Below are 21,657 nucleotides of genomic sequence, written 5' to 3'. Positions count from 1 at the left end.
GGACCCGGGTGACCGGGTGGGGTCGGGGTGGTGGATAGGTTGAGGGGGCACGGACAGGTGGAGGGAGACTGCGGTGATGGGGACGGGTGGCCGGCGGGTGGCGGCTGTGGTGGTGGCGGTTGTCGTGGGTGGGGTGTTGGGAGGGTGTTCTTCCGGGGGGTCGAAGGGGGATTCGGTGGCCTCGGCTTCCGGGGCGCCTTCGGCTGCGGTGACGGCGGGTGGCGCGGCCACGGCGTCGGGGGCGGCGGCGCCTTCGGCGTCTGCGGCGTCTGCGGGGGCGGCGAGTGGGGCGGCGTCGGCTGCGGCTCCCGCTCCGGCGGCGGCCACGCCGGGGGCGGATCTGGAGGCGGTGCTGTTGGACGACAAGCTGGTCGGGCAGGTGCTGCCGGACAACAAGGCGATGGCGGGGTGGGACGAGGAGCGGCGGCGGGTCGACACCGCCGATCACAAGATCACCTGCACGGCCGGGACGAACCTGTGCGCCGGGAAGCCGTTGAGCGGGCAGGTGCGGTACTCGTCGGGGGACCAGGTGGCGCGGTTCCTGGTGGACACGCTGCCGAGTCGGGATGCGGCGAAGGCGCGACTGAAGGAGTCGTACGCCTCGTACGCGGCCGGGTCGTTCCAGAAGGTCGACACGCCGACGGTGGGCAGTGAGAGCCAGGCGTTCCAGGGGCAGGGCGGTGGGAGCGACGGGGTCAGCATCGTGTGGCGTTCGGGCACGGTGGTGGCGAGCGTGAGCACCGAGGGCGGGCCGGGGGACGTGGCGGCGGCGCGGAAGTTCGCGGCGATGCTGGCGCAGCGGATCGAGCAGGCGCAGGCGGGGAAGACGCCGGACGCCGGGCTCGGGACCGCGTAGGGGCCCCGGGCCCGCACAGGGGTGCTCAGGGGTGCTCAGCCGTGGCGGGGCTCCCAGCGGAAGAGGCGGCGGGTGAGGAGTGCCGAGCCCGCCGTCCAGGCCGTGAGCAGGGCGGGGTCCCACCAGGTTCGGGTGCCGAGGGGGTGGCCGAACCAGGCGGTGCGCAGGGTTTCCACGACGGGGCTCAGCGGTAGGGCGTGGGCGGGGGCCTGGAGCCAGTCGGGCAGTGCGGTGAGGGGGGAGGCCGGCCCACGCCGGAGGAGGAGCAGAACCCGATCCCGATCTTCATCTGACGGGCCGCCGCCCGAAACCAACCGTCGATCCGGAAACGAGGTACCCCGATGACCGTCACCGGCCGACCGCCCCGCCTCCTGCCCGCCGAGGAGCTCGCAGGCGAGCCCGCCGAGGAGCCCGCCGAGGAGCAAGGCGGCGGGCCGCGCACCCTGCTGCGGCTGCGCCCCGAGGTCGTCGTCACCGCGCAGGGCGACGACCTCGAACTCACCCACCCCTGGGGCCGCCAGCGGGTGCACGCCCTCGGCGCCGCGACCGTACAACGCCTCGAAGCCCTCACCCGCGAGAGCGCCGACCTCGCCGACCTGGAACGCCTCGGCGACGGCGGACGGCTGCTGCACCTGCTGCGCCGCTTCCCGTACCTGGTCATCACCACCCTGGCCGACCGGTTCGGCGAGCCGATCGTCACCGCCGTCCCGATCGCCCGCTCCGCCTCCCTGCCCGACGGGGCCCCGGCGCCCGAGACGCTCGTCCTCTCCCGCTTCGCCTACCTGCGCCGGCTGCCCGAGGACCACGAGGGCGCCTGCGTCCTGGAATCCCCGATGGCGCCGTTCCGGCTCACCCTGCACCGCCCGTCCGTGGGCGCCTTCGTCGCCGCCGTCACCGCCGCCCGGCCCGTCACCGAGGCGTCCCGGCTGGCCGGACTCGACCCCGCCGCCGGCCGCTCCCTGGCCGCCCTGCTCGCCGAGACCGGCCTCCTGGACGACGGCACGGCCGGGGACCCCCCGCTGTGGGACTTCCACGACCTGTTGTTCCACGCCCGCAGCCGCCCCGGCCGCCACGACTACCCGACCGGGGGCGTCTACGCCCACCCCGAGGTCGCCCAGCTGCCCGCCGTCCCCGGCGCCGGGGCCCGCGAGAGCGGCGACGGGATCGACCTGCCCGTCCCCGACTGGGACGAGGTGATCGCCCGGGACCCGCTGCTGACCGAGGTCCTGGAGGGCCGCAGCTCGGTGCGCGACTACGCGGCCGCGCCCGTCACCCTCGACCAACTCGCCGAACTGCTCTACCGGGTGGCCCGCATCCGGCGCATCGTCCCCGCCGACCCGGAGGACCCGCACGGCTACGACGTCGTCGACCGCGTCTACCCCGCCGGCGGCGCCACCGGCGAACTCGAGATCTACCTCTCGGTGGTCCGCTGCGAGGGCCTGGTCCCGGGCGTCTACCGCTACGACGCCGCCGCGCACCGGCTGCGCCCGCGCCCCTTCTCCGGCCCGGCCGACGAGGCGGCCTTCCGCGAGCTGATGACCGCCGCCTGGCGGGCCACCGGCTGCACCGTCGACCCGCAGGTGCTGCTCACCGTCACCTCGAGGTTCGGGCGGCTGTCGTGGAAGTACAGCCAGATCGCGTACGCGCTGACACTCAAGCACGTCGGGGTGGTCTACCAGACGCTCTACCTGGTCGCCACGGCGATGGGCCTGGCGCCCTGCGGCCTGGGCTCCGGCGACACCGACGCGGCGGCGCGGGCGCTGGGCCTGGACTGGACGGCGGAGTCCTCCGTCGGGGAGTTCCTGATCGGCAGCCGCCCCGCCCACCTGCCGCGCCGGGCCACGCGCTTCGCGGACATCGTCGGGCAGGCGCGTTCCTCGGGCTGACGCACGCAGCACCGCCACCCCCGTCGCGACCACAGGCGACGGGGGTGGCGGTGCTGCGTACGGAAGGGTGGTGCGGCCGGACCGGAGGCGGACCGGAGGCAGGTCAGAGGCGGGTCAGAGGTAACTGGGCAGCTCGTGCAGCCCGAGGGCGAGCAGCCCGTCCACCTCGCAGTGCGGCACCCGCCACCCCGGCAAGGTCCCTTGCCCACCCGTGAGTTCGGCTCAGGCGGCGGCCACGGAGGCCTCCGCGACGAGCAGCCGCTCCGCGAGGACGAACAGCATGGCGTCCACCGTGCCCGGGCCGGTCAGGACACGGGCGTGATCGATCCGGACAGGCCCGGGCAGCGCACGCTCAAGCCCGTCGCTCACCGCACCGGCGGCGGGGGTGCGCCGCTCCTGCGGACCGCCGTCCGGTGCGCGCAGCTGGAGTCGAATGACGTGCACGCAACCAAGACTGACGGATGGTCGGGGTTGATCGGGCCGCGAACGGGTGTCAGAAATCTGTCAGGCAGCAACATGCCATGGTCGCCGGCCCAACGGGCCAGCACGGTGCGGAGATTGGGCGAACGGCGGAACGGGTCGTTCACAACTCGCCCATTCCGTGGACAATTCGTCTCCGCGAAAGCGTTCTGCCTTCGCACAGCTGACGCTACGCTGACCCCCTCGAAGGGGTGCGCGATGGGCGAGTGTCGGGGATCGGCCGCCCTGCGCGCCCTGTTCGAACAGACCTGGGACCAGGCCCGCCCCTTCGGCGAGAGCGCCCCGCGCGACCCCCGGGGGCTCACCGGGCAGGAACGGGAGCTGCTGCGCCTGCACGTCGTCGCCCTCGGCTGGCTCGGCGAACCCGCCCCCCGCCGGTAGGACGGGCCCCCGGACCTGCGGCGGGCCGGAGAGCTGGGCGGTGAGCGGCCCGGAGACCGCCCGGAGAGCGCCCGGGGGGCGGGCCATGGGCGCTGGGCTGCGCAAACGGATGTCGGCCGGGCGTGATATGTACTCAGTCTGGGTGGCCGCTGTCCGGCCATGCGAATGATGCCGATGATGTTCGAGGGGGCCATGACATGCCGCTGTTCCGACGCCGCTCCGGCGGGGAGGGAACGCAGGGCCGAGCAGGGCTGTTCGGCTTCGGCCGGCGGTCCGCCGAGGCGCCCGCAGCCGGGTCCGCAGCTGTGCCCGCGTCCGCGCCGGGGAGCGGCCGCGCGGCCACGGGTTCGGCGCCGCGGATCGACCCCACCTTCGGGGACGAGGCCGTGCGCCTGATGCTGGCCCAGGCCGCCGCCGGGGACTGGGCCGCCCTGCGCCCCGCGCTGGCCGCCGTCACCGACGGCGTCGAGCTGACCTGGCTGGTCATGACGATCGTCGACCAGCCCCGCGTCGAGGAGTGGTCCGCCCGCGCCGTCGCCGAGGCCCCGGAGGACACCCTCGCCCTGCTCGTCTCCGGCGCCCGGCACATCACCTGGGGCTGGGAGGCCCGCAGCAGCGCCCGCGCCAAGAACGTCTCCGAGGCCCAGTGGAAGCTGTTCCACGAGCGCCTGGAGATCGCCGAGGAGCAGCTGCTGGAGGTCGCCGAGCGCGAGCCGTCCTGGCTGGCCCCCTGGTACTTCCTGCAGATCAGCGCCCGCGGCATCTCCCTCGGCCCGGAGATCGCCACCTGCCGCTTCGAGGCCGCCGTGCGCCGCGCCCCCGAGCACCCGGCCTCCCACCGCCAGCGCCTGCAGCAGCTGTGCGCCAAGTGGGGCGGCTCGCACGACGAGATGCACGAGTTCGCCCGCTCCGCCATGCTGGCCGCCCCCGAGGGCAGCCCGCTGGGCGAGCTGGTCGTCCTCGCCCACCTGGAGCGCTGGATCGACCTGCCCGACGGAGAGGACCACGCCTACCTGACCAGCCCCACCGTGCTCGCCGAGCTCCAGGAGGCCGCGTTCCGCTCGGTCCTCCACCCGGACTTCGTGCCCACCCGCGGCTGGCAGTCGACGTTCAACACCTTCGCGATGGCGTTCTCCCTCGCCGACCAGCCCCGGACGGCCCGCCTGCTGTTCGACGCCCTGGACGGCGCGGTGACCGAGTCCCCCTGGCACTACCTCGCGGGAGACCCGGTCAAGGCCTTCAAGGCCCACCGCGACCGCGCCGCCGCCGCGTACTGACGCCGCGCCCTCGCCCCCCAGACACCCGTTTCCGCGACCGAAAGAGCCTCCGGTGTCCCCAACCGACAACCCGACGAGTGCGCACACCTTCCAGGTGGACCTGCGCGGCCTGGTGGACCTGCTCTCCCACCACCTCTACTCCAGCCCGCGCGTCTACCTGCGCGAGCTGATGCAGAACGCGGTGGACGCGATCTCCGCCCGCCGCGCCCTCGACCCGCAGGCCCCGGCGGCCATCACCGTCCGCGCCGACGACGAGCTGAGCATCACCGACACCGGCATCGGCCTGACCGAGCAGGACGTCCACACCTTCCTCGCCACCATCGGCCGCAGCTCCAAGCGCGACGCCGACGGCCGCCTCGACGGCGACGGCCTGGCCAAGGCCCGCGGCGACTTCATCGGCCAGTTCGGCATCGGCCTGCTCGCCTGCTTCGTCGTCGCCGACGAGATCACCGTCGTCACCCGCCACGCCGGATCCCCCGACGCCCCCGTCATCGAGTGGCGCGGCATGTCCGACGGCAGCTACACCATCCGCACCCTGCCCTCCTCGGCCAAGCCCGAGCCCGGCACCACCGTCACCCTCGCCCCGCGCGGCGACGCCGCCGAGTGGACCCGCCCGGCCCGGGTGATCTCCCTGGCCCGGGACTTCGGCAGCCTGCTGCGCCACGACGTCACCGTCGTCGACGCGGGCGGCACCGAGCACCGGATCAACCGCACCCCGCCGTGGGCCGAGCGCCACACCTCCCCGATCACCCGGCGCGAGGCGCTCACCGCGTACTGCCGCGAGACCTTCGACTTCACCCCGCTGGACACCATCGACCTCGACCTGCCGCTCGTCGGCCTGCGTGGCGTCGCCTACGTCCTGCCCGACGCCGCCCCGCCCTCGCGCCGCAACGGCCACCGGGTGCACCTCAAGGGCATGCTGCTCTCCGACCAGGCGCCCGAACTCCTCCCGGACTGGGCGTTCTTCGTCCGCTGCGTCGTCGACACCGACGGCCTGCGCCCCACTGCCTCCCGCGAGGGCCTGTACGCGGACGAGACCCTCGCCGCCGTGCGCGACGCCCTCGGCGCCCGCATCCGCGACTGGCTGACGGGCCTGTCCGCCAGCGACCCGGCCCTGCTGCACCGCTTCCTCTCCGTCCACCACCTGGCCGTCAAGGAACTCGCCCGCTACGACGACGAGTTGCTGCGGATGATGCTGCCCTGGCTGCCCTTCGAGACCACCGACGGCAACGTCACCCTCGACGAGTTCGCCCGCAGCCACCCGGTGGTGCTGGTCACCCGCACCGTCGAGGAGTTCCGCCAGGTCGCCCCGATCGCCGGCGCCGCCGGCCTCGGCGTCGTCAACGGCGGCTACACCTACGACCGCGACCTCGTGCACCGCCTGCCCGAGATCCGCCCCGGCGTCTCCGTCTCCGACCTCGACCCGGGCACCGTCACCGCGCACCTGGACACCGTCGACCCGGCCGCCGAACTGGCCGCCAACGCCTTCCTGTCCATCGCCCGCGAGGTCGTCGGCCGCTTCGACTGCGACGTCGCCCTGCGCAGCTTCCACCCGACCAACGCCCCCGCCCTGCTGCTGGACAACCGTGAGGCCCGCCACGAGCGCACCCGCGCCCAGCTCGCCGACGAGGCGGACGGCCTCTGGGCGGACATCCTCGGCTCCCTGCGCGCCGAGGTGCCCCGCGCCCAGCTGGTGCTCAACCACCTCAACCCGCTGGTGCGCCGCGCCGCCACCGTCACCAGCCGCGAGCTGGCCGTCACCGCCGTCGAGGCGCTGTACGGGCAGGCCGTGCTGATGACCCGCCGCCCGCTCAAGGCCAGTGAGTCGGCCCTGCTGAACCGCTCCTTCATCAGCCTGCTCGACCACGCCATGCTCGGCCACGAGGCGGCCGGCGCCGCCGGCAGCGCCGGAACCGACGAGAAGGAGGCGTGATGCTGGACACCCCCGACGCGGTGATGGCCGCGCTGCGCGAGAACGACGCCCGCCCGTACGGCCGCACCCGCACCGTCACGGCCGAGGAACTCGTCGACGCCGCCGAGCAGTTCGAGGACACCGAGATCCGCTCCATGGCCCTCATGGAGCTGATGGAGGCGTACGAGTACGACGGCGAGAGCAACAAGAGCCCCGTCGTCTTCGCCCGCATCCTCAAGCTCTGGGACCAGGACCCGGACGGGTTCAGCGAATGGGCCCGGCACCAGGTGTTCTGGCGCTTCAAGTGGGTGGCCAGCGCCCTGCTGGACTCCCCGGACGTCCCGCTGACCGCGATCGAGCGCTGGCACACCGAGATGCGCGACCGCTACCGCGCGGCCGGCTTCGACCTCCAGCCGTACTACGCCCGGCGCTTCCACCTGGCCGTCGAGACCGGCATCGAGGTGCAGAACGCCTACGAGCTGTGGACGGCCCGCCCCCGCACCGAGCTGAGTGACTGCCACGCCTGCGAGACCCGCAGCCGCGCCCAGCACTTCCTGCGCGCCGGGGACGACGCCCGCGCCCTGGAGATCCTCGCCCCGGTCCTCTCCGGCCGCAGCACCTGCGAGGAGGAGCCCTACCTCAGCCAGTCCGTCGCCCTGCTGCCGCTGCTGCGCCGCGGCAAGACGGACGAGGCCCGCTCCGCCCACCTGTCCGGCTACCGCTACGCCCGCGGCAAGACGTCGATGCTCGGCGCCGTCGGCCGGCACATCGAGTTCTGCGCCCTGTCCGGCAACGAGCCGCGCGGCCTCGAACTGCTCGCCGAGAACCGCGAGCTGTTCTCCGTCACGGGCGAGCCCGGCTCCCGGCTCTCCTTCCTGACCGGCGTCGAGGTGCTGCTGGCCGCCCTCGCGGGCGCCGGCCACGGCGAGCTGACGGTCAGCGGCCCGGCCGGCACCGCCTGGACGGTCGACACCCTGCTCGCCCACGTCCGTACCGAGGCCGACGCCCTGGCCGCCCGCTTCGACGCCCGCAACGGCACCGACGCGGTCGGCGCCGCCCGCCGCGAGCGCCTGGCCGGCACCCCGCTGCTCGCCGAGCCGCTGGCCCTGGGCGTGCGCGCCGCCGCCGCGCCCGAGGTCGCCGCCGCGCCGGCCGTCGCGCCCGCCCCGCGCCGCGAGGCCGAGCCCGAGCCCGAGGACTTCACCGCCCTGGTGCTGCGCGCCCGCGAACTGGACCTGCTCGGCCATCCGGACGCCGACCGCCTCTGGCGCCGCATCGCCGAGCGCACCCAGGCCGAGGGCTTCGTCCACCCCGAGGACGCGCGGCTCGGCAGCCCCGAGCGGCTCGAGGCCGAACTCGTCGAGCAGCGCGCCCACGAGGAGCTGGACAAGGACCACCACGCGGCCGGCCACGTCGAACTCATCCTCGCCGCCGAGCTGTTCGAGCGGGCCGGGATGCCCGGCCAGGCCCTGATGGTGCGCACCCGCGCGCTGATCGTGGGCCTCGGCGAGGACGAGGCGGAGGGCGGCCACCCCGCCGACTGGCCGGCCCTGGACGAGGCCCTGAGCGCCGCCGAGGCGCTGCGGGCCACCAGCGGCACCGCCGTCGAGGGAGGGATGACGGACGACGACTACCTGATCGTCCTGCAGTCCCGCGCCTACGCCGCCCACCAGGACCTCGTCGAGGCCCTGCCGGAGCCCTCCGCCGAGGTCGCGGCCCGCTTCGAGGCCGTCACCGGCGCCTACCGCAAGGCCGCCGAGTCCCTCGGCTCCGAGCGCCGCGCCGCCACCTCCCGCCAGTACACCGCCGACGCGGCCGCCCGGCAGGGCCGGATGCCCGAGGCGGTGGCCGAACTGCGCGAGGTGCTCGCCCAGTTGGACACCTGCGGCCTGCCCTGGCACACCCCGAGGGTGCTCGGGCTGCTCGGCCAGGTCCTGCTGCAGTCCGGCGAGTGGGCGCAGGCCGTCGAGGTGTTCCACCGGGCCCTGGCCGAGGCGTCCCGCTGGGGCGACGACTCCTACCCGTACGCCCCGACGTACATGATGCTCGGCCACGCGAGCATGCAGTCCGGTGACTCCGGCGGCGCCGTGCGCGCCCTCTCGGAGGCCGCCGCCCGCTTCGACCGCCGGGGTCCGGAGGCCGCCGAGGAGGCCGCCCAGGTGCGGCTGCAACTGGCCGACGTGCTGCGCTCCATGGAGCGCACCGGGGACGCGGTGGCCGTCCTGGAGTCGGTGCTGCTGGACGCGGAGCGCCTCGACGAGCGGCTGCTCGCCCAGGCCCGGCTGGACCTCGCCCGGGGCCTGGCCGAGCTGGACGAGTGGCGCGACGCGGCCGAGGAGTTCCTGCGCCTGGCCGACGCGGTGGCGGGCTGGGAGGACCAGGAGACCCACACCATGGTCGCCTGCGAGGCGTCCATCGCGCTGGCCCACGCCGGCCGCTGGGACGCCGCCGAGGCGGCCGTCGCCCGCGCCCGCGCCTCGCACGAGAAGGCCCCGCAGGTCGACCAGCTGTGCGGCACCCTGCGCGAGCTGGCCAAGCTGACGGTGCGCGAGAACGGCCCGGACGGGCTGGACGCGGCGCTCGCCCACATCGCCGCGGCCGACGAGGTCGGCGAGAGTGCCCGCCGCCTCGGCCAGGAGCACACCGAGTGGTACGTCCGCGGCGCCTCGCACTACGAGCGGGGGCGCTGCCTGGCCATCGTCGGGCGGTACGAGGAGGGCCTGGCCGAGCTGGAGCGGGCCATCCCCGAGTACGAGCGCGGCGGCCCGCAGGCGGAGGCGCCCCGGGCGGAGGCCGTGCGGCTGGCGGCGCTGGTCGAGGGCACGGACCTCGGCCGCACCAAGGAGGCGAAGCGCCGGCTGGCGGACGCCATCAAGCGGTGCGAGGCGGCGGGCCTGCCGGAGGCGGCGCAGATCCTGGCGGAGCTGCGGGACCAGCTGTCGGACTGACCTCCTGTGATGAGGAAGGGGGCGGGCGCTTCGACGGGCGCCCGCCCCCTTCCTTTCGCGTGCTCTCGCGTACGGGGATCAGCAGGGGCCGTCGTCGGCCCAGACGCCCCACTGGCCGCTGGCGCTCGGCACCTCGTTGGTCGTCCACCACTTGGCGTGGTAGTTGTGCCCGTTGTACGAGACCTTGTTGCCGCCGGTGTACACGGCGCTCGCGCTCCACGCCGGGGCGGTGCAGGCACCGGGCGTGGGCACCTGGGTGGTCGGGGTGCCCGGGCCGGTCGGTGGGGTGCTCGAGGGCGTGGTGGGCGGAGTGGTGGGCGGGGTCGCGCCGGCGAACTTCACCGTGTACTTGGTGAAGTCCCAGTCGTTCTGCGCCACGCTGGAGCAGGAGCCGGACAGCCCCGGGTCGACGGGGCCGGTGCACTGGCGGTCGCGGTTGACGGACCAGTAGGTGTACCGGGCCAGGCCGTGCGCGGTGGCGAAGTCCAGGACGGCCTGGAAGTCCGCCTGCCGGAAGTACTCGGCGGCGTCGGTGCGGCCGTTCATCATGGAGACGCCCTCGTGGGCGTAGGCGGTGGCCTCGTCCCAGCCGAAGACGGTGCGCAGGATCTGGTTGAACTTGGTGAGCGCGTCGGTCTGGGCCGCCGCGCCGTTGAAGCCGCCGTCGAACGGCATGATGGAGAAGTTGTTCGGCGTGAAGCCCTGGGACTTGGCCTCGTTGAGCATCTGGGTGCCGAACCAGCCGGTGCCCGCGTTCGTCCCGGCGGTGGTGACCGAGATGTAGAGGCCCGGGTTGTTCTGCTGGAGGATCCTCGCGGCGCCGATCTCGTTGTGGATGGCGGCGGTGTTCTCGTACTCCGGCTCCTCGAGGTCGAAGTCGACCGCCTTGAGGCCGTACTTGGTGATGACCTTCTGGTACCCGGCGGCGGTGGCCTCCGGGGTGCCGCAGACCTGGCCGAGCTTGGTGCCGCCGTACCCGCCGACGGACACCGAGACGTCCCCGCCCTTGCCGCGGATGGTCTGGATGACGCCCGGCATGGTGGTGTCGGTGTCGATCGAGGAGGTGCCGCCCCAGGCGGGCGCACAGGAGTTGCCCTGCGCGAGGATGAAGGCCAGCTGGAAAGCCTTCTGGCCGGTGGCGTCCATGACGGCGGCCGCGTCCGGCGGGCTGTTGTCCTCGGGCATCAGGTAGGGCGCGGAGGCGTACCAGTTGCTGCCGAGGCCGCCGCTCGTGGTGTCGGTGGTGGTGGCGGCGGTCGCGGAGCCGGTGGCGGTCAGGGCGGCGACGCCGCCGGCCGCCAGGCCGAGCACCCCGGCGACGGCCAGGGCGGCGCGGCTGCGGCGCTTGCGGGGCGGGGCTTCGGGCAGGTTCGTTCTGGGAACTGCGCGTTCCATCGGGTGGGCCTTTCCGGAAACGGCTGTGGGGGAAGTGGCCGGTCGCGCCGGGGTGGGGGTGGCGCGGGATCGGCCGAACCGTCCACGGGCACGGGGTACTTGCCGTGGACTGTCACTGGTATAGACCTGTGGTTGAGGCTGGTCAAGACCTTTCGGCTTGCGCGTTAGGGCGTGTCTGACAATTGGCGACCGCCCGGCGGGAATTGTCAGACACGCCCTAGTCGGCGGCCCGGCCGAGCAGGTGGTCGACCAGGCCGTCCAGGTCCAGCCGTTCGTGCTCGGAGCCCGGAGCCACCAACTCCTCGCTGCGGCCCAGGAAGTACGCGACCTCGCAGGCCCGGGCCCGCAGCAGCGCCGCCGAGTGCGGGCCGGTGAGGGTGAGGAACAGGTCGCCCGGGCGCTCGGCGCCCCCGGACGGGCGGACCGTCACGTCCCCGACCCCGGCGGGCCGGCCCAGGCCCTCGCGCAGCAGGTCGCGGGCGAAGAACCAGGTGATCGGCTCGGGCTCGCCGGTGTGGATGTCCAGGTGGACGGCGTACGGGTCCCGGGCGTGGTAGCGCAGTACGGCCGGGACGGTGACGGTGGCGCCCTCGCCGACGACGGCCAGGGGCAGGGCGGCGGTGACCTCGGACGCGGTGGAGCGCTGGGAGGGCACCCGGGTGGGCTCGTGGAAGGTCACGGCCGCCGTCCGGGCTTCGCGTCGGCGGGAGTGGGGGCGGCGGCGTCCCGGCGGGTCGGGGGCCGGCGGCGGTGCTGCTGCCGGGGGCCCGATGCGGCGGGCAGGGTCAGGCAGGCCCCGGCGAGGACGGCGGCGTTCAGGCCGCAGCTCTGCCCGCCCGGGACGGCCAGCGGCAGGGCGGCGGTCACGGTGTGCTCGGGGCTGAGGGCGAGCAGGGCGGTGGCGGCCGTGAAGGCGTTCACGCGCAGGGTGCCGTGGGTCAGGGCGGTGACGGCCGGTCCGTGGTGGAGCAGGGCGAGGTCGCTGTCCGCTCGCGGGGCGACATCGAAGTGGCGAGGCCAGAAGGCGAGTTGGCCGAGGAAGTCGGGGCCGGTCGGGACCTGGACCTGCTCGGGCGCGTCGCTGCCGGTGCCGGTGCCGGTGCCCGTGCCCGTGCCGCTGCCGGTCCGCCCGGCGGCGAAGACGAGCCGGGCGCCGGGGGCCGCACGACCGGGCACGGCCGTGACGACCACCGCGCCGATGCGCAGGGCGCCGTAGTAGAGCACCGGGAACGCCGGGACGTCCGGCAGCAGCAGGCCCACCCGCTCGCCGGGGCGCACCCCGTGGGCGAGCAGCCCTCCGGCGGCGCGGGCGCTGAGCTCGTCCAGGTCGGCGTAGGTGAGGGTGTCCGCGCCGTGGCGCAGCGCCGGGCGGCCGGGGTACTGGCCGGCGGCGTCGGTGAGGTTGGTGGCGAGATTGCTCATGGGGGTGGTCTCCGGCGGGGGTGGTTCGGCGGTCGTCACCGATCCTGGTGGGAGGCGGGCACCCGGGCCCCTGTGGACACCGACAGCGTTCTGCGGCCAGTGGCTGTAGCGGGCGACAACGGGGGCGACAGCAGGGCGACAACAGGCCGACAGCAGGGCGACAACGGGGGCGCGCGCCGTCAACCGCGCGCCGGGTTGTCCCCCGAACCGGGGTAATCCGCGCGACCATCCGACGATCGTTCCGGCCGTGCGGCAGACTCGCCCCCGTGCATCAGGCAGCCCCCGCACCGGCCGTGGTCGGCCTCGCGAACATCATCATCGCCCGGCTCGACACCCATGTCTCCGGCCTGGCCAACCGACTCGTGACCGAGATCGACCACTACCGCAACGTCGCCCCCGACGACCTCCGGGGCTCCCTGCGGAGCAACATCGGCTTCGTCCTCGCCTACCTGTCCGGCTCGGCCACCGCCGTCGACCTCGCCGCCGCCACCGCCACCGGACGGCTGCGCGCCGAACAGGGCGTCCCCCTGCCCGAGGTGCTGCGCGCCTACCGGCTCGGGTTCCTCCAGCTCTGGGAGGAACTCGTCGAGGAGGCCGGGACGTCCGGCCCGCCCGCCCAGGCTGCCCTGCTGGTCGCCGCCACCGGCTTCTGGGAGGTGTCCGACCTCTACTCCCAGGCCCTCACCGCCGCCTACCGCGACGCCCTCGCCGAACGCCTGGTCGAGACCGACCGCCGCCGCTCCGCGCTCGTCGCCGCCCTCGTCGACGGTCCGCCGCCCGGCGACGACACCGCCTGGGAGATCGCGCACATGCTCGACTTCCCGTACCGGGGCACCTTCATCGTCGTCACCGCCGAGGCGGCCACCACCGGCACCCCGCCCCTGCCCGGACTCGACGCCCGCCTGCGCGCGCTGGACGCAGGCTCGGCCTGGCGCGCCCAGCCCGGCCACGAGATGGGCGTCCTGTCCTGCCCCGCCCGCCGCGCCGTCCCCCAGGTGCTCGACGCCGTCCGCGCCGCCGCCACCGGCCGGGTGGGCATCAGCCCGGCGTACGACAGCCTCGACCAGACCCCGCGCGCCCTGCGCTACGCCCAGGTCGCCCTGGAGTCCCTCCCCGCCGGCAGCGCGGGCGTGCGCCAGCTCGACGACACCCCGCTCACCGAACTCGTCATGACCAACCTGGAGACGACCCGCCGCGCCGTCAACCGCATCCTCGGCGGCGTCCTCTCCCTCCCCGAGAGCGACCGCACCACCCTCCTGGCCACCGCCCGCGCCTGGCTCGACGCCCACGGCTCCGCGGCCGAGGCCAGCCGGGCGCTGTACTGCCACCAGAACACCGTGCGCTACCGGATGCACCGGCTGGAGGAGTACCTGCGGGGGCCGCTGGACGATCCCAAGGTCGTCGCCGAACTCGCCATGGCCGTCGACGCGGTGGGGACGTTCCCGATGCTGCTGTCCGACCGGCAGCGGGGAACGGAGGCTTCGGAGAGCCGGGTGTAGGTCACCTCCTCCGCGCGGTGCCCACCGCCTCCAGCAGTCCCGCCGGCCGGGGGCCACCGCCGCACCGAAGGTTCGTCAACGAGCCGGTTAGAGTGGACGGGTGAGCGACGCGGAAGGTTCGGTGACGGTGCTGGCCGCGCTGCGTGCCCGCCCGCTGGCCTTCCCGTTCAGCCGCTGGACGCCGCGCTGCTGGGCGCACCTGCTCGGCGGCGCGCTGCTCGGGCCGCCGCTGCTGGCGGTGCTCACCGTGCTGCTGGCCCTCGGGCTCGGCCTGTCCGTGGCCGGGATCGGGCTGCCGGTGCTGCTCGCCCTCGCCCTCGCGGGCATCCCGGTCGGGGCCGTCGAGCGGCGGCGGCTGCGCCTGGTCGAGCCCGTCCCGCTGCCCGGCCCGCACAGCCGCCTGCCCGGCGCCGGGCCGCGCGCCCGCCTGCGGACCAGGCTGCGCGAGCGCGCCACCTGGCGGGAACTGGCGTACGCCGCGCTCACCGCGACCGTCCTCGCCGCCTCCTGCCTCGGCTTCACCGTGCTGCTGGCGCTCTCCTGCGCCTACGTGGTCTCACCGGTCATCGTGTGGTCGCTCGCCCCCGAGACCGTCATGCTGCTCCCCGGCCACGCCGTGGACGGACCGGTCGCCGCCCTGCCGTTCAGCGCCGCCGGGCTCGCGGGCCTGTTGCTGTGCGCGTACGCCGGAGCCCTGCTGACCGGCGCCCAGGTCGCCCTCGCCCGGGCGCTGATCGGGCCCCGGCAGGACGACCTCGGGCACCGCGTCCTCGAACTCACCCGCTCCCGCGCCCGGCTGGCCGACGCCTTCGAGGCGGAACGGCGGCGCCTGGAGCGCGACCTGCACGACGGCGCGCAGCAGCAACTCGTGGCCCTCAGCATGACGTTGGGCCTCGCCGAGTACGAACTGCGCGGCGCCGGAAGGGCCTCGGAGCTCGTCGCCCGGGCGCGCGGGGAGGCCCGGGAGGCGCTGGAGCAGCTGCGCGGGCTCGTCCGGGGCATCCACCCGCAGGTGCTCACCGACCACGGACTGGCGGCCGCCGTCGACGAGGTCGCGCTGCGCCACCCGATCCCGGTGGCCGTCGACGTCGCGCTGCCCGGGCGGCTGCCCCCGTCCGTCGAGTCCACCGCCTACTTCACCGTCACGGAGGCGCTCACCAACGCGGCCAAGCACGGCGGCGCGAGCGCGATCACCGTCCACGGCCGGGTCGAGCGGGGGCGGCTCGTCGTCCACGTGACGGACGACGGGCGGGGCGGCGCCGACCCCGCCGCCGGGGCCGGACTGGCCGGGCTCGCCGACCGCGCCGCCCTCCTCGACGGCCGCCTCACCGTCACCAGCCCCGTCGGCGGCCCCACCACCCTGCGCCTGGAGGTCCCGTGCTCCGCGTCGTGATCGCCGAGGACGCCGTGCTGCTGCGCGCGGGCCTCGTCGAACTCCTCACCCTCGGCGGCCACACCGTCACGGCGGCCGTCGGCGACGCGGCCGCGCTCACCGCCGCCGTCGACGCCACCCGGCCGGATGTCGTCGTCACGGACGTCCGCATGCCGCCCGACCACACCGACGAGGGCCTGCGCGCGGCCCTCGCCCTGCGGGAGCGGCACCCGGGCCTGCCCGTCCTCGTCCTCTCCCAGTACGTGGCCACCCCGTACGCGACCCGGCTCCTCGCCGCCGCCGGCGCCCAACCGGCGGGCCTGGGCTACCTGTTGAAGGACCGCGTCGGAGACGTCGCCGAGTTCCTCTCCGCCCTGCGGCGGGTGGCGGCGGGCGACACCGTCATCGACCCCGACGTCGTCCGCGTGCTGCTCCGCACCCAGACCGCCGACCGGCCGCTCGCCCGCCTCACCCCCCGCGAACGCGAAGTCCTCTCCCACATGGCCGAGGGCCTCACCAACCAGGCCATCGCCGCGCGCCTGTGCGTCACCGAGGCCTCCGTGGTGAAGCACTGCGGCAACATCTTCACCAAACTCGACCTCGACCCGGCCTCCGGCAACCGCCGCGTCCTGGCCGTCCTCACCCACCTGCGCGCGGAGCGGTAGCTCAGCGCCGCTCCCACTGCTCCCTGGTGATCTCGTACTGCACACCGCCGAGGTCGGCGCCCTCGACCGCCATCATGTCCTCCGGGGTGGGGAGGGGGTGGGAGAACGTCATGCCGACCTTCTCCATGACGTTGCGCGAAGCGCTGTTCAGCACCATCGTCGCGGCCCACACCTTGGTCAGGCCGAGCTCGCCGAACCCCTTGCGCAGCAGGGCCAGCGACACCTCGGTGGCGTAGCCCTTCCCCCAGGCCGCCTGCCGCAGCCGGTACCCGAGCTCGGCCTCGTCCTTCGGGCCCTCCCGCTCGGGCCGCAGACAGAACCAGCCGACGAACGCCCCGCCGTCCTTCTCGAACGCGGCGAACAGCCCGAGCTCGCCGCCCCAGCGGTCGTAGCCCGCGACGATGTTCGGCAGATGCTGCTCGCGGACGACCTCCGCGGGCGTCGCCTCCCCGCCGGACAGGAAGCGCATCACCGCCGGATCGCCGTCCAGTTCGATCAACAGGTCCGCGTCGTCGGCGGTGAATCGGCGCAGCGTCAGGCGCTCGCTCTCCAGGTATGGGGTCACGGAGGTGGATCATGCACGAACCGCGCGGCGCCCTCAACGCATTTACGGCGCCCCTCCCTATCCTTGGGGCATGACCATCCAGCGCATGGACAACGTGGGCATCGTCGTCGACGACCTCGACGCCGCCATCGCCTTCTTCACCGAACTCGGCATGGAGTTGGAAGGCAGGATGCCCGTCGAAGCGCGCTGGGCGGAGGAGGCCGTCGGCCTCGACGGCATGCGCAGCGAGATCGCCATGATGCGGGTCCCCGACGCCCCGGGCCGCATCGAACTGGCGAAGTACCACACCCCGCCCCCCGTCACCCCGAACCCCACCCCCGCCCCGGCCAACACCCTCGGCCTCCACCGCATCATGTTCGCCGTCGACGACCTCGACGACACCCTCACCCGCCTCCACCCCCACGGCGCCGAACTCGTCGGCACAGTCGCCCGCTTCGAGGACAGCTACCTGCTCTGCTACCTCCGCGGCCCCGGCGGAATCATCCTCGGCCTGGCCCAACAACTGACCTGACACACCGCCCGGCACCCGGCCCCGCCGAGCAGCGCCCACGCACTCACCGCCCTGGGGACGGTGCGGGTCCACCCGCCGCCCCGCCGCCCCCGGCGGCGTGAGCCTCACCGCCGGCCGCCCCGCCGCCCCCGGCGGCGTGAGCCTCACCGCCGGCCGCCCCGCCGCCCCCGGCGGCGTGAGCCTCACCGCCGGCCGCGTTGCCGTCCCCGGCGGCATGCGGTCCACCGCCGCCCGGCGCCCGCCGCATCGCCGTTCTCGGCAGTGTGCGGATCACCGGCGCCCTCGCCTGACGCATCGCCGTTCTCGGCAGTGTGCGGATCACCGGCGCCCTCGCCTGACGCCTTGCCGATCTCGGCAGCGTGAGCCTCACCGCCGCCCGCCGCCCCGCCGCCCCCGGCGGCGTGCGGTTCACCGGCGCCCGGCGCCCGGCGCCCGGCGCCCGGCGCCCGGCGCCCGGCGCCCGGCGCCCGCCGCATCGCCGTCTTCGGCGGCGTGAGCCTCACCGCCGCCCGCCACCTCGCCGTTCTCGGTGGCGTGAGCCTCACCGTTGGCCTCGACCACGCCGACACTGCCCACCTATCCGCCCTCGGCGATGCTGTGGCGTGCTCCCGAGGCATGCGCAGGAAGTCGGCCCGGCCGACTTCCTGCGCGCGGGCCGGCAGGTGGGTTGTTCGGCCCGGCCTGCCGCGCTGTGCGGCAGGCCGGGACGCCCGGGCGGTCGGGCTGGGGCGCCCGGGCGAGGACGCGCGGGCGGTTGTGGCTTCCTGGCCGGATAGCGGCGGGTGGTTGGGCTCGGCCTGCCGCGCTGTGCGGCAGGCCGACCTTGGGGCTGCGGCTCCTTCGGGATGGGGTGTGCGCAGGAAGTCGGCATGCCCGACTTCCTGTGTACGGAGGGGCTGTGGCAGCCGGTTGTTGGAGGGAACTCGGGCGGAGTGGCCTGGCCGGTGCCGGGTGAGGGCTTCTGGTCCAGCGCTTCGGAGGCCGAGGCGGGGCGCTTCGGGGGCGGGGCGCTCTCGGTTGGTCGCCCGGCCTGCCGCGCTGTGCGGCAGGCCGGGCTGGTGGATGTGTGGGGGGTTGCGTAGGAAGTCGGCGGGGTCGACTTCCTACGCGTGGGGTTGGCGAAGGGGTAGTTGGTTGCGGCCTGTGGCGTGGCGCGGTAGGTCGGGCTGGTGGTTGGTGGGGTGTTGGTGCGTGGGGGTGTGCGCAGGAAGTCGGCATGCCCGACTTCCTGTGTACGGAGGGGCTGTGGCAGCCGGTTGTTGGGGGGAACTCGGGCGGAGTGGCCTGGCCGGTGCCGGGTGAGGGCTTCTGGTCCAGTGCTTCGGAGGCCGATGCGGGGCTCTTCGGGGGCGGGGTGCTCTCGGTTGGTTGCCCGGCCTGCCGCGTGGCGCGGCAGGCCGGGCTGGTGGATGTGTGGGGGGTGTGTTGCGTAGGAAGTCGGTGGGGTCGACTTCCTACGCGTGGGGTTGGCGAAGGGGGAGTTGGTCGCCCGGCCTGTGGCGCGGTAGGTGGGGCTGGTGGTTGGCCGGTGTTGGTGCGTGGGGGGTGTGCGCAGGAAGTCGGCATGCCCGACTTCCTGTGTACGGAGGGGCTGTGGCAGCCGGTTGTTGGAGGGAGCTCGGGCGGAGTGGCCGGGCCGGCGCCGGGTGAGGGCTTCTGGTCCAGCGCTTCGGCGGCCGAGGCGGGGTGCTCTCGGTTGGTCGCCCGGCCTGCCGCGCTGTGCGGCAGGCCGGGCTGATGGGGGCTGCGGGGTTGGCCGGGTGGTCAGGGGAGGGGATTGGTGGGGTCGAGGAGGTGGGTGAGGTGGTGGGCGGTGGTGTCCCAGGACCAGTGGTGGCGGGCCCATTCGCGGCCTGCCGCGCCCATGTCGGCGGGGGTGCGGAGGAGGCGGGTGAGGGTGCTGGCGATGGCGGTGGGGTCGCGGCCGTCGACGACGTGGCCGGTGATGCCGTCGAGGACGGTGTCGGGGGCGCCGCCGGAGCGGCCGGCGAGGACGGGGAGGCCGGCGGCGGCCGCTTCGAGGTAGACGATGCCGAGGCCCTCGGCCTCCAGGCCGAGGCGGCGGGTGCGGCAGGGCATGGCGAAGACGTCGGCGTCGGCGTACCAGTGGGCGGTGTCGGCGTGGTCGAGGCCCCCGGTGAACCGGACGCTGCCGGGGTCGGTGAGGCGTCGGGCGAGATCGCGCAGGCGGTGTTCGTCGGGGCCGTGGCCGACGAGGACGAGTCGGGCGCCGGGGACGGCCCGGCGGACGGCGGGCAGGGCGCGGATGAGCATGTCCTGTCCCTTGCGCGGCACCAGGCGCGCCACGCAGAGGATGACGGGGGAGGTGCGGGGGCCGGGGTCGGGGAGGGGCCGGAAGACGGACGGGTCGACGCCCGGGACGAGCCGTGAGGTGCGGGCGCCGGGCCCGAGGGCGGGGGCGATCCGGGCGCGGGTGTACTCGCCGAGGTGGGTGACCACGTCGACGCTGCCGCCGATGCGCCGCAGCAGGTGCCGGGCGCCGGGGGTGCGGGCCCACCAGATCTCGTGGCCGTGGGTGGTGGCGACGGTGCGCCGTATGCCGGGGGCGCGGCGCAGCAGGCCGGGGGTCATGGCGGCGAGCGGGGCGGCGGCGCCGAACCAGACGCGGTCGCAGTCGTGGGCGCGGGCGATCTCGGCGGCGCGGCGGGTGACGCGGGGGGTGGGCAGCAGGGTGCGGGCGCGGTCGCGGATCACGGGGAAGGGGAGTGCGGCGTCGTGACGGTCCGCGCCCGGTTCCGCGGAGGTGTAGACCACGACGCGGTGGCCGGGCCGGCGGACGGCCATGGCGTGGACGAAGGTCTCGATGCCGCCCTGGCGGGGCGGGAAGTCGTTGGTGACGATGAGAGTGGCGCCCATGAGCGGGACGGGCCTCGATTCAGGGAGGGGGCGAGGAGGGAGAGCAGGAGGGGGAGCGCGAGGTAGCCGAACCGCCCGGCGGGCGCCAGCAGGAAGGCGGCGGCGAGCCCGAGGGCGAGGCGGCGGGCGGCGGCGGCCGCGTCGAGGGGCGGGTGGCGGAGCAGCGAGTGGGCGACGGCGAGTCCGGCGGCGAGCAGCAGTCCCACGGCCGCGCACCAGCCGACCGGGCCGAGGTCGGCGAGGAGCCGTCCGGGCAGGGGGCTGGCGGCGGGGGTGGGCAGGTACCCCCGGCCGAGGGGGAAGGCGAACACCTGCTGGACGAGCGGCCCTGGTGAGCGCAGCGCGGCGGGCAGGACGAGCAGGGCCGCGCCGCCCGCCCCGACGAGGGCTCCGCGCAGCGCCGCGCGCCGTCCGGCGGTGGCGGCGAGCAGGGCGGTGACGACGGCGAGGGCGGGCCAGGCCGTCCACTTGAGCGCGCAGGCACCGGCGAGGGCGGCCCCGGCGGCGACGGGCCGTCGCCCGCCGGCGTGGACGACGGCGAGCAGGCAGAGCCCGGTGAGCGGCAGGTCGACGCCGCTGACGGTCAGCGGCAGGGCGACGACGGGCGAGGCGACGAGCGCCCCGGCGCGCAGCCGCCGCCCGGCGGGGACGCAGCGGACGAGGCAGAGCAGGAACACCCCCGCGCACCAGAGCCGCGCATCGCCCGGCGGCCCGGGGCCGAGCAGGGCGCGGGGGAGCCCGAACAGCGCCATTCCGGGGAGGTAGGGCGTGTACTCCTCGACCGCCTGCGGCGCGTCCAGGTACGGCGTCCCGGTGTGCAGCAGCAGCGCCCCGGAGCGCTCGATGACGGTGACCTCGCTCTGCCCCCGCCCGGTCAGGACGAGGGCGAGCAGCGGCACCACCACCGAACCGGCCGTCGCCACGGCCACGGAGAGCCCGAGGCGCCGGGACCCGGCCGCCACCAGGGCCGCCGCGACGTACCCGACGCCCGCGCACCATCCCCAACTCCGGTGCGGCCCGAGGCCCGAGAGCAGCGGGAAGGACCACGCCCACCCGGCCGCCGCCAGCCATCCGCCGCACCACCACCACGCTCGTTCGTTCACCCCTCCATTGCATCGGCGCAGCTCGGCGCGGTCAGCGGGGTCAGGTCGAGTCCTGTGGTCGGGTTTCCCCTACCACCAGGTGCCGTCGTGGTCTTGCGGGCCCGGTGGGGATGCCGGAAGCATGGCGGGCATGGAGATCCACGGGGAAGCACAGGAGCCGCAGGGCGCGCTGGTCAAGCGTCTGCTCGGAGGCGAGGGGACGCGGCAGGACGCGGAGGCGGCGAGCCGGAACTTCGACCGCTGGATGCGGGAGGTGTGGGGCGGGCGCGAGGAGTTGGCCTTGGCGCACTGCGTGAACGCGCTGGCCGAAGCCTGGGGCGGGGGGTGGGGGTCGGTGCCCGAGCGGGACTCCACGCAGCACGTGTGGCTGTTCACCTTCCTGTGCCCGAGCCGGGAGGACCTGGAGGTCGAGGCGGCGGGCTACGTGGAGGTGGTCCGCAACAACGGGGGTTCGGAGGCGATCGCCCGGCGGTGCCGTCTCGTGCGGGGGCTCCCGGCCTGACGTGAT

The 21,657-nt window shown here is 75.1% G+C and carries 20 protein-coding genes; 11 read left to right on the top strand and 9 right to left on the bottom strand.

Going from position 1 to position 21,657, the window contains the following annotated elements; translation table 11 throughout:
• Positions 1 to 355 precede the first annotated feature (355 nt).
• The gene (locus tag ACIBCA_RS09510; RefSeq protein WP_396282264.1) at positions 356 to 856 is read left to right on the top strand and encodes a hypothetical protein; all 501 of its coding nucleotides are present in this window, start codon (positions 356 to 358) and stop codon (positions 854 to 856) included.
• A 35-nt stretch (positions 857 to 891) separates the two neighbouring features.
• On the opposite strand, the gene ACIBCA_RS09505 is transcribed toward ACIBCA_RS09510, so the two are convergent.
• Positions 892 to 1,032 carry a hypothetical protein gene (locus tag ACIBCA_RS09505; RefSeq protein WP_396282263.1) on the bottom strand — a complete coding sequence of 47 codons (141 nt, stop codon included), beginning with the start codon at positions 1,030 to 1,032 and terminating at the stop codon, positions 892 to 894.
• Between the two features lie 165 nt (positions 1,033 to 1,197).
• Here ACIBCA_RS09505 and ACIBCA_RS09500 point away from each other — a divergent pair, with 165 nt between their 5' ends.
• A complete protein-coding gene (locus tag ACIBCA_RS09500) occupies positions 1,198 to 2,742 on the top strand; it encodes a SagB family peptide dehydrogenase (protein ID WP_396282262.1) in 1,545 nt (514 codons plus the stop codon).
• Positions 2,743 to 2,964: 222 nt separating this feature from the next.
• Here the strand turns inward: ACIBCA_RS09500 and ACIBCA_RS09495 are convergent, their stop codons facing one another.
• Complete coding sequence (locus ACIBCA_RS09495) at positions 2,965 to 3,186, bottom strand: hypothetical protein (protein ID WP_396282261.1); 222 nt, start codon at positions 3,184 to 3,186, stop codon at positions 2,965 to 2,967.
• 234 nt (positions 3,187 to 3,420) lie between these two features.
• Between ACIBCA_RS09495 and ACIBCA_RS09490 the strand changes: the two genes are divergently transcribed.
• The 4 genes from ACIBCA_RS09490 to ACIBCA_RS09475 all read left to right on the top strand — a co-directional run bounded on the left by ACIBCA_RS09490 (position 3,421) and on the right by ACIBCA_RS09475 (position 9,740).
• Complete coding sequence (locus ACIBCA_RS09490) at positions 3,421 to 3,603, top strand: hypothetical protein (protein ID WP_396282260.1); 183 nt, start codon at positions 3,421 to 3,423, stop codon at positions 3,601 to 3,603.
• A gap of 197 nt (positions 3,604 to 3,800) precedes the next feature.
• Complete coding sequence (locus tag ACIBCA_RS09485) at positions 3,801 to 4,880, top strand: hypothetical protein (protein ID WP_396282259.1); 1,080 nt, start codon at positions 3,801 to 3,803, stop codon at positions 4,878 to 4,880.
• A 52-nt stretch (positions 4,881 to 4,932) separates the two neighbouring features.
• The gene (locus tag ACIBCA_RS09480; RefSeq protein ID WP_396282258.1) at positions 4,933 to 6,813 is read left to right on the top strand and encodes an HSP90 family protein; all 1,881 of its coding nucleotides are present in this window, start codon (positions 4,933 to 4,935) and stop codon (positions 6,811 to 6,813) included.
• Positions 6,813 to 9,740, top strand: a complete 2,928-nt coding sequence (locus tag ACIBCA_RS09475; RefSeq protein WP_396282257.1) for a hypothetical protein — start codon at positions 6,813 to 6,815, stop codon at positions 9,738 to 9,740. The genes ACIBCA_RS09480 and ACIBCA_RS09475 overlap by 1 nt, the downstream gene beginning before the upstream one ends.
• Positions 9,741 to 9,818: 78 nt before the next feature.
• Here ACIBCA_RS09475 and ACIBCA_RS09470 read toward each other — a convergent pair whose 3' ends face one another.
• From ACIBCA_RS09470 to ACIBCA_RS09460, 3 genes are all read right to left on the bottom strand, one after another.
• Entirely contained in the window at positions 9,819 to 11,135 is a 1,317-nt protein-coding gene (locus ACIBCA_RS09470) for a carbohydrate-binding protein (protein WP_396282256.1), read from the bottom strand.
• Positions 11,136 to 11,352: 217 nt separating this feature from the next.
• Positions 11,353 to 11,814, bottom strand: coding sequence for an SsgA family sporulation/cell division regulator (locus ACIBCA_RS09465; protein ID WP_396282255.1), 462 nt, complete (start codon positions 11,812 to 11,814; stop codon positions 11,353 to 11,355).
• The gene (locus tag ACIBCA_RS09460) at positions 11,811 to 12,557 is read right to left on the bottom strand and encodes an AMP-binding protein (RefSeq protein WP_396282254.1); all 747 of its coding nucleotides are present in this window, start codon (positions 12,555 to 12,557) and stop codon (positions 11,811 to 11,813) included. Before ACIBCA_RS09460 ends, ACIBCA_RS09465 begins: the two co-directional genes overlap by 4 nt.
• Before the next feature lie 266 nt (positions 12,558 to 12,823).
• Between ACIBCA_RS09460 and ACIBCA_RS09455 the strand changes: the two genes are divergently transcribed.
• The 3 genes from ACIBCA_RS09455 (at position 12,824) to ACIBCA_RS09445 (ending at position 16,093) form a co-directional block, all read left to right on the top strand.
• Positions 12,824 to 14,056 (top strand): PucR family transcriptional regulator, encoded by a 1,233-nt coding sequence (locus tag ACIBCA_RS09455; RefSeq protein ID WP_396282253.1) that lies wholly within the window; start codon positions 12,824 to 12,826, stop codon positions 14,054 to 14,056.
• Positions 14,057 to 14,156: 100 nt separating this feature from the next.
• Entirely contained in the window at positions 14,157 to 15,449 is a 1,293-nt protein-coding gene (locus ACIBCA_RS09450) for a sensor histidine kinase (RefSeq protein ID WP_396282252.1), read from the top strand.
• On the top strand, positions 15,434 to 16,093 hold the full coding sequence (locus ACIBCA_RS09445) for a response regulator (protein ID WP_396282251.1): 660 nt from the start codon (positions 15,434 to 15,436) through the stop codon (positions 16,091 to 16,093). The genes ACIBCA_RS09450 and ACIBCA_RS09445 overlap by 16 nt, the downstream gene beginning before the upstream one ends.
• 1 nt (position 16,094) lies before the next feature.
• Here ACIBCA_RS09445 and ACIBCA_RS09440 read toward each other — a convergent pair whose 3' ends face one another.
• Complete coding sequence (locus tag ACIBCA_RS09440) at positions 16,095 to 16,658, bottom strand: GNAT family N-acetyltransferase (protein WP_396282250.1); 564 nt, start codon at positions 16,656 to 16,658, stop codon at positions 16,095 to 16,097.
• Between the two features lie 70 nt (positions 16,659 to 16,728).
• On the opposite strand from ACIBCA_RS09440, the gene ACIBCA_RS09435 reads away from it, so the two are divergent.
• Positions 16,729 to 17,169: a VOC family protein gene (locus tag ACIBCA_RS09435; protein WP_396282249.1), complete on the top strand. Its 441-nt coding sequence runs from the start codon at positions 16,729 to 16,731 to the stop codon at positions 17,167 to 17,169.
• Between the two features lie 408 nt (positions 17,170 to 17,577).
• On the opposite strand, the gene ACIBCA_RS09430 is transcribed toward ACIBCA_RS09435, so the two are convergent.
• From ACIBCA_RS09430 to ACIBCA_RS09420, 3 genes are all read right to left on the bottom strand, one after another.
• Entirely contained in the window at positions 17,578 to 17,745 is a 168-nt protein-coding gene (locus tag ACIBCA_RS09430; protein ID WP_396282248.1) for a hypothetical protein, read from the bottom strand.
• Positions 17,746 to 18,933: 1,188 nt separating this feature from the next.
• Positions 18,934 to 19,974 (bottom strand): glycosyltransferase family 4 protein, encoded by a 1,041-nt coding sequence (locus ACIBCA_RS09425; RefSeq protein ID WP_396282409.1) that lies wholly within the window; start codon positions 19,972 to 19,974, stop codon positions 18,934 to 18,936.
• Complete coding sequence (locus ACIBCA_RS09420; protein WP_396282247.1) at positions 19,881 to 21,149, bottom strand: hypothetical protein; 1,269 nt, start codon at positions 21,147 to 21,149, stop codon at positions 19,881 to 19,883. The genes ACIBCA_RS09425 and ACIBCA_RS09420 overlap by 94 nt, the downstream gene beginning before the upstream one ends.
• 130 nt (positions 21,150 to 21,279) lie before the next feature.
• Here ACIBCA_RS09420 and ACIBCA_RS09415 point away from each other — a divergent pair, with 130 nt between their 5' ends.
• Positions 21,280 to 21,651, top strand: coding sequence for a hypothetical protein (locus ACIBCA_RS09415; RefSeq protein ID WP_396282246.1), 372 nt, complete (start codon positions 21,280 to 21,282; stop codon positions 21,649 to 21,651).
• The last annotated feature ends 6 nt before the right edge of the window (positions 21,652 to 21,657 follow it).

The organism is Kitasatospora sp. NPDC051170 (assembly GCF_044455705.1).
In the GTDB taxonomy this organism is placed as follows: domain Bacteria; phylum Actinomycetota; class Actinomycetes; order Streptomycetales; family Streptomycetaceae; genus Kitasatospora.
The sequence above is the reverse complement of the archived record's forward strand: the minus strand, read 5'-3'. Positions and strand labels throughout refer to the sequence as shown.